Below are 13,113 nucleotides of genomic sequence, written 5' to 3'. Positions count from 1 at the left end.
GGAGAAGACATGAAGCGTTTGGCAGGCAAGACAGCAATCATCACCGGAGGCGCGTCGGGTTTTGGCGAGGCAATGGCCAAGCGCTTTGCGGGGGAAGGCGCCAATGTCGTTGTTGCTGATCTGAACCTTGTGGGCGCCGAGAAGGTCGCCGCGGATATTGGCAAGACCTCCGTTGCCGTTCATGCCGACGTTACGCGCAAGGAGGAAGTGGACGTTATGGTAAAGGCGGCAATGGACGCGTTTGGCCGGATCGACATCATGGTGAACAATGCCGGCTTCACCCACCGCAATGGCTCGATGCTCGGCGTTGACGAGGCGACGTTCGATCTCATCACCGGCGTCAACATGAAAGCGATTTACTATTCCGCGCTTGCCGTGGTGCCTATCATGGAAAGGCAGGGCGGTGGCTCGATCATTACGACCGCCTCGACGGCGGGCCTGCGCCCGCGGCCTGGTCTCACTTGGTACAATGCGTCGAAAGGTTGGGCGATCAGCGCCACCAAATCCATGGCGATCGAACTCGCACCTAAAAACATCCGGGTCAATTGCCTGTGCCCGGTCGCGGGCGAAACCCCGATGCTTGGCCTGTTCATGGGTGAAGACACGCCGGAAAAGCGTGCGCAGTTCAAGGCGACGGTTCCGCTTGGCCGCCTGTCCACACCACTCGACGTCGCCAATGCAGCATTGTGGCTCGCCTCGAGCGAGGCCGACTTTATTACCGGCGTTGCACTGGAAGTTGATGGCGGGCGCTGCATCTGATCGAACGATAAACCTTGAAACATGGGCTAGGTGGGCTACATTACCAGTGTAGCCAAATTTCCCCCTGTGCTGCCCTGGCCCCTTCGGACCCCCGTGGCGCTCCCATCTTTCAAGGACATAAACATGACATCGAAACCTGTCTGGTTCATCACTGGCTGTTCAACCGGCTTTGGCCGCGAACTTGCGCGCCATACGCTTGAGCTTGGTTGTCCGACCGTTGTCACCGCTCGCAACGTTTCACAGATCGAAGACATTGCCAAAGGCCATGAGGACAATGCGCTTTTGCTGAAGCTCGACGTGACCAAGCCTGAGGATATTGAAAACGCCGTAAAGGCGACATTGGAGCGTTTTGGCCGCATCGACGTGCTCGTCAACAATGCCGGCATCGGCTATTTCGCCTCCTTCGAGGAGAGCGAGATGGAAGAGGTGCGGCAGATGTTTGAAATCAACGTCTGGGGTCTCGCAAATATGACGCGTGCAGTCCTGCCAACCCTCCGGAAACAGCGCTCGGGCACCGTCGTGAATATCTCTTCACAGGGTGGTTTGGTGGCCAACCCTGCCGTCAGTTTCTACACCGCGACCAAATTCGCCGTTGAAGCGCTATCGGAAGCTCTTTCAAAGGAAATCGCGCCCCTCGGGCTCAAGGTGCTTATCGTCGAGCCAGGTCCATTCCGCACCGATTGGGCGGGCCGCTCCGCCAATGAAGCCAAGCACACGATTGAAGATTATCGCGCCACGTCCGGCCAGCGTGCTGAGATGATCCGTAATATCAGTGGCAATCAGCCGGGTGATCCGGTCCGTGCGGCCAAGGCGATCGTCCAGGCGGTCGAAGCCAAGGATCCGCCGTTGCGCCTGCTGCTCGGCAAACAGGCTTTCCAGAACGCCCATGCCAAGATTGCCGACCTTCAGAAGGATTTCGGCGCTTGGGAAAAGGTGACGTTGGGTGCGGATTACCCGGACGCCTAAGTCACGATCGGGTAGGCAGAAAAAGGCCGGCAAAGCCGGCCAATTTGTTCTAATGCCTGCTTCTAGATTAGATGCCGCAAGATCAGGAACAGCGTGAACGACAGTGCGATCGAGACCGGCAAGGTCAAGATCCACGCCATCGCGAGGTTTCGCACGGTTGACATCTGCAACCCTGAACCATTGGCGACCATCGTACCGGCAACGCCCGACGACAGGATGTGTGTTGTACTCACCGGCAAGCCCAGGCTATCGGCGGTAAAGATCGTCCCCATCGCCACAAGTTCTGCCGATGCGCCTTGCCCATAGGTCAGGTGGGTCTTGCCGATCTTTTCGCCGACGGTGACGACAATGCGCTTCCAGCCGACCATGGTGCCAAGACCGAGAGCTAGCGCCACGGCGACCTTCACCCAAGTCGGGATGAACTTCGTCGCGTTGTCGATGGCCTTGTGGTAGGACTTCACGGCTGTCATTTCTGCATCCTGCAGCGGCAGGGGCTTCTGTTTCTCGACCAGTTTCAGCGCCTCGCCGATCAGGTACATATCATTGCGCGTGTTGCTGACCATGCCGTTTGGCACGTTGGCGGCCGAACCGTAGGGCGAGATCGACGCGCTCGTATCATCGATGAAGCGCGGCAATGCGGCGGACATCTCGTCGCTCCATGTCTTGGTGCGAACCGCATTGTTGACCACCTCGCGGGCATCGGTGACTGCAACTTCCGGCTTGGCATACTTGTGCAACGCCGTGCTCGCCGCGGTCGAAGCGGCCTTGTAGGCCTCAAGATAATTGACGTCCGGCGTGCGGTTCAGGGCAAAAGCGGTCGGAACGACGCCGATCAGGATCAGCATGATCAGGCCCATGCCCTTCTGGCCGTCGTTCGAGCCATGGGCAAAGGAAACGCCTGTGCAGGTGAAGATGAGCAGAGCCCGGATCCACAAGGGCGGCGGGGTATTGCCCTTCGGCGCCTCATAAAGCGCCTTGCTCTTGACGAGGACCTTCATCACCAGCAGAAGCAGCGCGGCGACGCCAAAGCCAACGAGCGGCGAGATTAAAAGGGACATGCCGACTTCGGTCGCTTTGGACCAGTCGACGCCGCTCGTCACGGTGCCAGCCGGAGCCAGAAACTGGTTGGCAAGGCCCACACCGACGATCGATCCGACCAGCGTGTGCGAACTTGAAGAAGGAATGCCCAGATACCAGGTGCCGAGGTTCCACAGGATCGCAGCGATCAAAAGTGAGAACACCATCGCAAGACCGGCACTGGAGCCAACCTGCATGATCAGTTCCACCGGCAGCAGCGAAATGATACCGAAGGCAACAGCGCCGCTCGCCGTCATCACGCCGAGGAAATTGAAGAAACCGGACCAGATCACGGCAAGTTCGGCCGGCAGCGAATTGGTATAAATCACCGTCGCCACGGCGTTTGCCGTATCGTGGAAGCCGTTGACGAATTCGAAGCCGAGCGCGATGAGCAGCGCCAGGCCGAGAAGTATCCACGGCACCGCGACTGAGCTGGTCAACTCATTGGTGAGGGAATAACCGACATAAACAAACCCGGCGAGGAGGATGGCTACTACAGCATAATTCGGCCATTGACCGAGACTGCTTGGTTTGTCGAGTGGATGCTCAGCGCGCAGACTGGCATCAGTTGCGTTACTTACCGTCATGACCAGATCCCCAAATGGTTAATGCGGAAAGGCTATGACCCTCACGTGAACCCTTGATGACAAGACGAGGCTCAATTCGGACTACCTTAGGCTTAGAACACCTGCTTCTCCGTTATGACGAACCCCCACCTCTCCGTCATCCTCGGGCTTGACCCGAGGACCCACGGCAAAGGAGAACTACAGGTCCCCTGACGCGCTTGTTGCGCCGTGCCAATGGAAATCAGGGCACCTTAGTCATGGGTCCTCGGGTCAAGCCCGAGGATGACGGAGAGGGTAGTTCCTTATGAAGGAGTGAGTGACGCTCTACGATGGGAACCTCGTTGAAAATGCGGCCTCCGTCTTCAAACCAGACAGCACAACTTGCGCGAAACGCCCGGAAACACTATCGCTTTTCAAACACAAGATTTTGGAAGCGCCATGCATAAAGTCGTCATCAGCGGTACGGGCGTTTTCACGCCGGAACAGTCCATCAGCAATGCCGAACTGGTGGAGGCGTTCAACACCTATGCCACACGGCAGAACGAGCTCTACGCCGATGAAATCGCCGCCGGCACACGCGCGCCGATGACCATGTCGGCGGAGGATTTCATCGTCCGCGCGTCCGGTATTGAAAACCGCTATGTCCTCAACAAATCCGGCATCCTCGATCCGGAGATCATGCATCCGGTCCTGCCCGAGCGCGCAGACGAGGATTTGTCCGTCATGGCGCAGATGGCCGTGCATGCCGCCAGTCTTGCCCTCGCCAAAGCCGGGCGGGATGTGTCGGATGTCGATGCCGTGATTTGCGCCGCTTCCAATCACGAGCGCCCTTATCCGGCCATTGCCATCGAGGTGCAGCAGGCACTGGGCATCGAAGGCTTCGGCTTCGACATGAATGTCGCCTGCTCGTCGGCCACCTTCGGTATCCAGGCCGCTGCTGACATGATCCGCTCCGGCTCGGCCCGCGCGATCCTCATGGTCAATCCGGAGATTTGCTCGGCGCATCTCGAATGGCGCGATCGCGACTGTCATTTCATCTTCGGCGATGTCTGCACCGCCGTACTGCTCGAGCGCGATGATCTGGCCACGGCAAAAGACCGCTTCGAGATCGTCTCGACTCGCTGCCTGACACAGTTTTCCAACAATATCCGCAACAATAATGGCTTCCTGCGCCGCACGCGCGAAGGCCACATGGCTGACCGCCGCGACATGCTGTTCAAGCAGGAAGGCCGCAAGGTGTTCAAGCAAGTGGTGCCGATCGTCTCCGACCTGATCCTCACCCACCTCGCCGACGAGAACATCGCGCCCGCGCACCTGTCGCGGCTCTGGCTGCACCAGGCCAACAAGGGCATGAACGACCTGATCGGCGTCAAGGTGCTCGGCCGCGAGCCGGAACCCGGCGAACAACCGAACATCCTGCAGGACTATGCCAATACGTCATCCGCCGGCTCGATCATCGCCTTCTCGAAATATTCCGACGATCTGGCTCCCGGCAGCCTCGGTGTCATCTGCTCCTTCGGGGCAGGGTATTCGGTTGGAAGCGTGATTGTGCGGAAGGTTTAGGATAATTTGAGAAGAACTGACCAACCAGTGCCTTCGGGTCAGGGAATTGCCCGGAGGAGGGGATAGCGCATCGCCATAGTTCGAGAAAAACGGCAATGCTCTCGAGCGGTCGGAGCGCTTATATGAGCGGCGGTCGAAGCCGCCGCTCATATCCGCAAAAAATTGCAATTTTCAACACGTCATGCGTCGAACACCAACAGTCTGCTCAGCTGTTGTCCACTGACGGATGAATTAACAGTTAGATAGACAGTGCCGCCATGGTAATCTATCCGGAACGGTCCTCCCCCTGTTCCGCCGCCGCTGATATTGTCCATCGTAAAATCGTCAATTCGGGTCAGGTCGACTTTGTCGCCCTCGGCAAGGGAAAACCCATTGATTGTGTCTCCACTAATATCCGCCAGTTGTTCATAGAAGAACCTGTCTGTACCCGCGCCGCCATTCATTTCGTTGACTTGCGCGTTCCCCCAAATTGTATCGTTGAATTGGCTGCCGACGACGTTCTCGATAAATTGGTATGTATCGCCAACTGCCGCACCGCCTCCTTCTCCAGTTTTCAGATTAACTGTCGTGTCGCGGGCCGAGGCCGAATAGTCTACCGTATCTTTCCCCGCTCCTCCGTCCATCGCGTTGTTGCCCGAGCTGAAATAGAATGTATCGTTGCCGTCGTCCCCGAAAAGCTTGTCGTGGCCGGCCTCGCCATAAATCTGATCGTTGCCCTCACCACCGCGAATGTCGTCGACACCGTCACCGCCATACAGCACGTCATGCCGCCGCCGCCGAATATGTCGTCATCACCGCCCATACCCAAAATTTTGTTGGCGCCGGCATTGCCGGTCAGCACATCGTTGAACTCCGAGCCGACGAGATTTTCGAAGCCGCTGACCGCCGTATCGCCTTGAGCGTGGCCACCGGACGCCCTTTGAATTCCACCAAGCGGATTCAGAGTGACGCTTACGCCGAAGTTATTGGTCCCCACGGGGGAGTTGAGGTAGCCGAGCGTGTCATTCACGCCGAGACCGACATCGAGAAGTACGTCGGCTTCAGCGCCACCCTCAATATAGTCGTCGGCGAGCTGGCCGGTGATAATGTCATTGCCTCCCAGCCCCTCGTAATAATGATCGCTAGTAGGTGTACCTGGAAGTGGAAGTAGAAATGTTTCGGTGTTAGAACCGTTCGTTCTGGTCGTCCCCGTCACGCCGCCTACGCCAAGAATAACCTTATATGTTTCGGATAATGTTGCCATAATGAAAAACCCTCCCCGTGGTGAGAGGGCAAGCGCTGCCCTCTCGGGCTGCGGGGCGGTCAACCGTCATGGGGCCCTGAACCCCACAGTCGCAGTATAGCAGTATATACCTATATTTAGTTACATCCAAGTATAATCCGTAATATCTATCGCATAGTTCAGAATAACTACCGAAAACATATACTTAGACGCAAGAATTTGCGATTTTTTATTTATGGAAGTTTAGATTCTGTCCACCAGCGCATACCAGCTGAGCGCAAGGAATAACAGCGGCGCGCGGAACGTACGTCCGCCCGGAAATGCGGGCACTTTCAGCTCCTCCAGCAGTTTCAGCCGGTCACGGTTACCGGCGACGGTTTCTGCATAGAGCTTGCCGACGAAATTCGACAGCATCACCCCATGGCCGGAATAGCCCCCGGCCGAGATCACGTTCGGCATGACCTCGCGCACAAAGGGCTGGCGGGGCAGGGTGATGCCCACCGAACCGCCCCAGGCCTGGGTGATTTCGACATTGGCGAGCGCCGGGTAAATCTCGGCGATCTGGCGGCGAATATGGGTGCTGATGTCGAGCGGGTTGTCCGCCGTATAGGCCTCGCGCCCGCCAAACAGCAGCCGGCCATCCCTGGAGCGGCGGAAATAGCGTACGACAAAACGGGAATCGTCCACGCTCTCGCCGCCCGGCAGCACGGGACTATCGGTCCCGAGCGGCACTGTCGCCCCGATGAACGAGCGGATTGGCATCACATGCGAAGCGCTGATTGGTTCGAGATTTCCACCATAGGCATTGACCGCAATCAGGCACTTCGCCGCCGTCACATTGCCGAAAGGCGTCGTAACGGTCACGCGGCCGTTTTCGGATTTGATCCCCGTGACCTTGCTGTTCTCGTAGAGATGCGCGCCGGCCTGCGCCGCCGCCTTTGCTGTACCGACCACCAGCTTCATCGGCTGGATATGGCCGGTGCCCTTGTCATATGTTCCGCCGAGATAGCGCGTCGAACCAAGGCGTTCCGCGGTCTCCGCGGCGTCCATATAATGGATATGCGGATAGCCGAAACGTGTCGCCATCAGTTCCGCGTGCGCCCGATAGTCCTTCAGGTAGCGCTTCTTGTGCACGACGGACATTTGTCCCGGCACATATTCGATGTCGATCTTGTGCGTCTCGGCAAATTGCAAGAGATGGCTCTTGGCTTCCTCGGCGAGGTCGAACAACGCCTTGGCCCGCGTGAAACCATATTGCGCCTCGAGTTCTTCCGCCCAGGCGCGCTGACCGGTGCCAAGCTGGCCGCCATTGCGCCCCGATGCGCCGTCACCGAAGCGCCAGGCCTCGAGCAAGACCACGTCGACACCTGCCGACGCCAGGTGAACGGCAGCGGAGAGGCCGGTAAAGCCGCCGCCAATAATGACGACATCGGCGTTACGCGATCCATCCAGCGCCGGATATTCGGTACGGTCACTGATGGCTGACTCGTACCAGGAGATGCCAGGGGAAATGGGTGATTGATAGGGCATATTTGCAAACTTCTACATTGATCTGCTGCGCAACTGCTGTGCGTGGTTCGACAAGCTCACCATGAGGGAGGTGGTGCACTGCAAGCTCACCATGAGGGAGGTGGTGGACTGCAAGCAATCACCAACCTTCAGAACTTGGCCGCTTGCAATCAACTATCTCCCTCATGGTGAGCTTGTCGAACCACGCACAGCAGTTATGCCGCAAAAAGTATCCTCTTCCGGATCACACATTCAGCAGCAAAAACTCACGCTCCCACGGGCTGATGACCTCCATGAAGGTCTCGAACTCGGCGCGTTTGATTGCGGCGTAGGTGATTGCGAAGGATTCGCCGAGCATGGCCACCAGTTCCCTGTCCTGCTCGAACAGGATCGTCGCCTCGATCAACCCGCGCGGCAATTCGATCAGATTGTCGTTGACGGTCGTGGAGGCAGGCTCGTCCGGCTCGATCTTGTTGTTCATGCCGATCAGGCCGCAGGCGAGCGATGCCGCCAGTGCCAGATACGGGTTGGCATCGGAGGAGGGGATACGGTTTTCCACACGCCGCGCCGCAGGGTCCGAGCGCGGTACGCGAAATGCCGTGGTACGGTTGTCATAGCCCCATTTGACATTGACCGGTGCAGAGGCCGCCGGTGTCAGCCGCCGATACGAGTTCACATAGGGCGCAAACATCACCAGCGAGGCCGGGACATGCTTCTGCATGCCGCCGATAAAATGCCGGAACGCCGGGCTTTCCGTTCCATCCGGGTTGGAGAAAACATTGCGCCCGGTTTTCTTGTCGATGATCGACTGGTGGATATGCATCGCGGAACCCGGCTGGCCCTGTATAGGCTTCGCCATGAACGTCGCATACATGTCGTGCTTCAGCGCGGCTTCACGGATGGTGCGTTTGAACAAGAACACCTGATCGGCAAGCTCGATCGGATCGCCGTGCCGCAAATTGATTTCCAGCTGCGCGGCGCCTTCCTCATGGATCAGCGTGTCGATCTCGAGGCCCTGACTTTCGGAGAAATGATAGATGTCGTCGATGAGTTCGTCGAACTCGTTGACGCCGGCAATGGAATAACCTTGTCCGCCGCCGATCGCCCGGCCAGAGCGTCCGACAGGCGGGGTCAGGGGATAATCCGGATCGGGGTTTTTCTTGACGAGGTAGAATTCGATTTCCGGCGCGACGACCGCCTTCAGGCCCTTCCTCGCATAAGCGGCCATGACGCGCTTCAAGACATTGCGCGGGGTAAATTCCACGGCTTCCCCGTCTTTGTTGACGAGATCACAAATGACCTGCGCTGTCGGATCGCTTTCCCACGGCACTTCCGAAAGCGTGGAGAGATCCGGCATCAGTTTCAGATCGCCGTCGTCTTCGGGATAGGAGAAGCCATGCCCATCTTCCGGATAGGAACCGGAGATCGTCGCCATGAATACGGCGGAAGGCAGCGCCAGCGAGGTATTGGATGTGAATTTCTTCGACGGCATCATCTTGCCGCGCGCTACGCCCGCCTGATCCGGGGTTATGCATTCGATGTCCTCGATATCCCGCCAGGCCAGCCACTCGGAAGCTTCGCGCCAGTTCTTCACGCCGCGGGTTGCCTTGACATAGGCGGGCGTGCGCCGCCGGGTCCGTGCGGGTTTTTTCTCAGGAGTTTGGGAAGGCATCAATCACCAGAATAAGTTGCGATGGCAAAATGATAGAACAAAATATGACGGGATGGGAGGAGGGGGCGAGCAAATTGTCACGCCACTCGTTTCTATCAGGCATGAAAGGCTCTATCGGGCGAGATTTATCCCGAGAAGCCGCTTGTATTCGTTCTCGGCTACGCCGTAGAAACCATTGGCCTCGACCATGAGCCCGATACGATCGACAATGGTAATTTGTCCTCGCTTTGCCCGGATCAACCGTTTGTCTTCGAGGACATGCAAGGTTTCCGTCGCCCATGGCCGCCGCACTCCAAGCATGACCGACAGGAATTCGTGCGTCAGCATAATTTCTGGACCGTGGGTGCGGTCATGCACCATCAGGAGCCAGCGAGCCATTCTGGATGAGACGTCCGCCTGACTATTCGCCAATACGGTCGAGGCTGTCTGGATGATCATGGTTTGGACATAGAGGAGCAGGTAGTTGCGCAGTGGAGTGCTTGTTTCCATAGCGCGTTGAAGATGCACGGTAGCGATACTGTAACCGACACCAGCTACTTGGATGTAACTGTCGTGCGGCGATTGCATCCCGCCAAGAACGACTGAGAAACCCGTCATCCCGTCATTGCCGGACACGCCCACTTCGATGTCGCGGCCACTGGGCATTTTTGAGACGATCGAGGCAAGGCCCGTTTCAAGAAAGTACACCTCGGTGACGGGCGTTTGCGATTTCTCGATCACGTGCCTCAGCGGCAACTCCCTTGCTTCGAGATGAGGTGCCAGCAATTCAAAATCGCTCGCGTGCATATGCCTGAGAAGCTTGTTCTCAAACGCAAATTGTGAAGCTGACATTCTGTTCCCTTCCCGCGGGAACAGAGAATCCTGCGTGATGAAATGCTATAAGTATCTAAATAAAAAAATGACACAATACATTGTCCGCCAATGGACAATTGCAGAACTGCCCGTCATTATTTAACCGAATAGCCGGTTATATTTTCTCTGGATCGTATTGTGACACGGATCGCTAAATATAAAAAGGATTGCTTTATATTAGAGGATTCGAATCAATGCTTTGAATCAATTCTTTTGGCACAAGTGCGAGTTTTGATCGAAGACGAAGTTGTCGCATGTAATACATGTCCTGGTAAACGATTATTTGAGTTTTACGTGCGCAACGTTTCATCAATCTGATATATCACAAAAGTAAAGTTTTATTTCAAAAAACGTTTGTCCATTGACAGACAAAATTTGTAGTATTACATTGTTCCACAATCTGAAATAGCTATTGTATTGCCAAATTTGTTTAGTTCTTTCTGGAGGGGAAGACTTAAATGAATCATGTATACTATTTTTCGGGGGATAACATTCTACCCCTTTGCCAGAAGCGCTATGTCGGGCAATTAGGTTCGGATGTTGAGGAGCACAATCCAAAGTTTTGGTTTCTGTACTGACCAAAAAGACCCTTGTCGGAAAGTATGCTTTGCGTAAGGCTAAAAGACGTGAGCGCATGCATTTGAGGTTTCTGAGGTGCCACTAGACACTTGGGTGTCCGTCGCATTTCCCGAGAGCTCATGCACGGCATAAGGAGGAGACCATGCGTATCCACAAACCTATGCGTCCGACCGACTATCCAAGCCGGGGCTTCGATTGTCAGCTGGCCCTGGAAGCAGAGTTCCGGTGTGCGATCGAGATGCTTGCGAGCGAGGCAGGAGAAGCAGGATGGTTGGTGAATGAAACCACTCGAGCCATTGTCGGTCTTGCCCTTGCCTATGCGGCGGACCAGCATATGGATCGAACGCCTGCGGCGACCAAGAATATAAGACGTCTCTTCTTTAACTGAGCAGATGATTGGATGGTTTGAAGCGAATTTCCTTCGTTCGCTGCGGGGTCAGACAGCTCCAGTCATCGGTGCGTGGTTCGATGGCAAATCGAACCACGCACATTTGCGTCTTGACCCAAAAACCGCCCGCAATTGCTTGGGAGCGGTTCTGCGAGCCGTGGTGGCCCCAGACCGAAGCCAGAGAAGGCCACGGGCGAAATTACTGCCTTGTTACAACAACCGGGATAAGAAGATCGCCCCAGTTGCCGTCGCCGCCATGGTGACGGGCGGAACGGACCAGTTCCACGGACACGCCGGCGTCAACCGCCTTCATAACGGATTGGTTGAGGCGATGCAGGTCATTGGCGACCATGCGAATGACAGCCTGCTGGTCTGGATTCATGGCCGATGATTGCTCCTCGGCCCGTTCCTTGACGCGTGTCTGCGGTGCCATGATTTTTCTCCTTGGCGTTTTGTTATTTTACTCTGCAGCCGGGCGGAACTGTGCCGTCTCGGTGGATTCCTTCATCGCCGTCGTCGATGACTTGCCGCCGGTGATTGCCAGTGAAACCGCATCGAAATAGCCGGTGCCGACTTCGCGCTGGTGCTTGGTCGCCGTATAGCCATTGGTCTCGGCGGCAAACTCAGCTTCCTGCAGTTCCGAATACGCCGACATCTGCCGGTCCTTGTAACCGCGGGCGAGTTCGAACATGCCGAAGTTGAGCTGATGGAAGCCGGCCAGCGTAATGAACTGGAATTTGTAGCCCATCGCCCCGAGCTCGCGCTGGAACTTGGCGATCGTTGCCTCGTCCAGATGCTTCTTCCAATTGAAGGAAGGCGAGCAATTATAGGCGAGCAGCTTGTTCGGATGCTCCTTGCGCACACCTTCAGCGAAGCGCTTGGCCTGCTCAAGGTCCGGCTTCGAGGTCTCGCACCAGATCATGTCGCAGTGCGGCGCATAGGCGATGGCCCGGGCGATGCAAGGCTCCAGTCCGTTCTTGACCTGATAGAAGCCTTCGGTCGTCCGTCCGGCATCGTAATCGACAAACGGCTGATCGCGTTCATCGATGTCCGACGTCAAGAGCTTGGCAGCCTCCGCGTCGGTGCGGGCGATGACGAGTGTCGGCGTTCCCATGACGTCGGCGGCGAGCCGCGCGGCGTTGAGATTGCGAATGTGCGCAGCCGTGGGGATCAGAACCTTGCCGCCAAGATGGCCGCACTTCTTTTCCGAAGCGAGCTGGTCTTCGTAATGAACACCGGCAGCGCCAGCTTCGATAAAAGCTTTCATGATCTCGAAGGCATTCAGCGGTCCGCCAAATCCTGCTTCCGCATCGGCAACGATGGGTGCAAACCAGGTCTCGACCGAAAGGCCCTTGCCCTCCGCAGTCTCGATCTGGTCAGCGCGCTGCAGCGTCTTGTTTATGCGCTTGGCCAGTTCCGGCGCGGCATTTGCCGGGTAGAGCGATTGGTCAGGATACATGGCTGAAGCTGTGTTTGCATCTGCAGCCACCTGCCATCCGGAAAGATAGATTGCCTTGAGGCCTGCGCGAACCATCTGCATAGCCTGGTTGCCCGAGAGAGCGCCCAGCGCATTGACGAAACCTTCTTCGTGGATGAGCTTCCAGAGCCGGTTGGCACCGTTTTCAGCGAGAGTATGCTTGATCTGAACCGAGCCTCTGAGGCGCTGGACATCGTCAGGTGTATAGGGGCGTTCGATACCGTCATAGCGGCCCTCCGGTGCGTTTAGTACGAGGTTGTAAAAATCAGTCATTACTATCTCCACAAAGAATTTTATCCCGCCGTGGTCTGTCTGATAGGGAGGTTTGACGACCGCGTTGATATGACTAAATTTACATTGCATCGCGATATGATCCAGAAATATCGCGTATTTCGATGATTCTATCGAGTTATGCTGTTGCGTGTTTGACAAATCCGCTTTGTAAATTTGTAAAATTTGTAATATTCTGCGACGCTGACAAAT

The 13,113-nt window shown here is 56.5% G+C and carries 11 protein-coding genes and 2 pseudogenes; 4 read left to right on the top strand and 9 right to left on the bottom strand.

Annotated elements, in window-relative coordinates:
- Positions 1–9: 9 nt before the first annotated feature.
- Together FHS21_RS20530 and FHS21_RS20525 are read left to right on the top strand one after the other, a co-directional pair.
- Complete coding sequence (locus FHS21_RS20530; protein WP_112526097.1) at positions 10–759, top strand: SDR family oxidoreductase; 750 nt, start codon at positions 10–12, stop codon at positions 757–759.
- A gap of 123 nt (positions 760–882) precedes the next feature.
- On the top strand, positions 883–1,725 hold the full coding sequence (locus tag FHS21_RS20525; RefSeq protein ID WP_112551447.1) for an oxidoreductase: 843 nt from the start codon (positions 883–885) through the stop codon (positions 1,723–1,725).
- 62 nt (positions 1,726–1,787) lie between these two features.
- On the opposite strand, the gene FHS21_RS20520 is transcribed toward FHS21_RS20525, so the two are convergent.
- Positions 1,788–3,389, bottom strand: coding sequence for an inorganic phosphate transporter (locus FHS21_RS20520; protein ID WP_112551448.1), 1,602 nt, complete (start codon positions 3,387–3,389; stop codon positions 1,788–1,790).
- Between the two features lie 417 nt (positions 3,390–3,806).
- On the opposite strand from FHS21_RS20520, the gene FHS21_RS20515 reads away from it, so the two are divergent.
- Positions 3,807–4,931, top strand: a complete 1,125-nt coding sequence (locus FHS21_RS20515; protein WP_112526355.1) for a beta-ketoacyl-ACP synthase III — start codon at positions 3,807–3,809, stop codon at positions 4,929–4,931.
- 179 nt (positions 4,932–5,110) lie between these two features.
- Here the strand turns inward: FHS21_RS20515 and FHS21_RS20510 are convergent, their stop codons facing one another.
- The 6 genes and pseudogenes from FHS21_RS20510 to FHS21_RS20490 all read right to left on the bottom strand — a co-directional run bounded on the left by FHS21_RS20510 (position 5,111) and on the right by FHS21_RS20490 (position 10,165).
- Positions 5,111–5,554 (bottom strand): M10 family metallopeptidase C-terminal domain-containing protein, encoded by a 444-nt coding sequence (locus tag FHS21_RS20510; RefSeq protein WP_183663837.1) that lies wholly within the window; start codon positions 5,552–5,554, stop codon positions 5,111–5,113.
- Positions 5,555–5,629: 75 nt separating this feature from the next.
- Positions 5,630–5,692, bottom strand: a pseudogene (locus FHS21_RS31575) (hypothetical protein); the annotation flags it as partial.
- A gap of 17 nt (positions 5,693–5,709) precedes the next feature.
- Positions 5,710–6,174 (bottom strand): annotated as a pseudogene (locus FHS21_RS20505) (hypothetical protein); the annotation flags it as partial.
- Positions 6,175–6,396: 222 nt separating this feature from the next.
- Positions 6,397–7,683: an NAD(P)/FAD-dependent oxidoreductase gene (locus tag FHS21_RS20500; RefSeq protein ID WP_183663819.1), complete on the bottom strand. Its 1,287-nt coding sequence runs from the start codon at positions 7,681–7,683 to the stop codon at positions 6,397–6,399.
- 223 nt (positions 7,684–7,906) lie between these two features.
- On the bottom strand, positions 7,907–9,334 hold the full coding sequence (locus FHS21_RS20495) for a glutamine synthetase family protein (protein ID WP_112551452.1): 1,428 nt from the start codon (positions 9,332–9,334) through the stop codon (positions 7,907–7,909).
- Positions 9,335–9,445: 111 nt separating this feature from the next.
- Entirely contained in the window at positions 9,446–10,165 is a 720-nt protein-coding gene (locus tag FHS21_RS20490) for a Crp/Fnr family transcriptional regulator (protein WP_246411123.1), read from the bottom strand.
- 742 nt (positions 10,166–10,907) lie between these two features.
- Between FHS21_RS20490 and FHS21_RS20485 the strand changes: the two genes are divergently transcribed.
- The gene (locus FHS21_RS20485; protein ID WP_112526081.1) at positions 10,908–11,153 is read left to right on the top strand and encodes a hypothetical protein; all 246 of its coding nucleotides are present in this window, start codon (positions 10,908–10,910) and stop codon (positions 11,151–11,153) included.
- A 199-nt stretch (positions 11,154–11,352) separates the two neighbouring features.
- Here FHS21_RS20485 and FHS21_RS20480 read toward each other — a convergent pair whose 3' ends face one another.
- Together FHS21_RS20480 and aceA are read right to left on the bottom strand one after the other, a co-directional pair.
- Positions 11,353–11,586, bottom strand: coding sequence for an SMc00767 family acetate metabolism repressor (locus FHS21_RS20480; RefSeq protein ID WP_112551453.1), 234 nt, complete (start codon positions 11,584–11,586; stop codon positions 11,353–11,355).
- Between the two features lie 27 nt (positions 11,587–11,613).
- Positions 11,614–12,903, bottom strand: coding sequence for an isocitrate lyase (gene aceA / locus FHS21_RS20475; RefSeq protein ID WP_112551454.1), 1,290 nt, complete (start codon positions 12,901–12,903; stop codon positions 11,614–11,616).
- Positions 12,904–13,113 lie beyond the last annotated feature (210 nt).

Source organism: Phyllobacterium trifolii, from assembly GCF_014192095.1.
In the GTDB taxonomy this organism is placed as follows: domain Bacteria; phylum Pseudomonadota; class Alphaproteobacteria; order Rhizobiales; family Rhizobiaceae; genus Phyllobacterium; species Phyllobacterium trifolii.
This window is presented reverse-complemented; position numbering and strand designations above follow the sequence as displayed.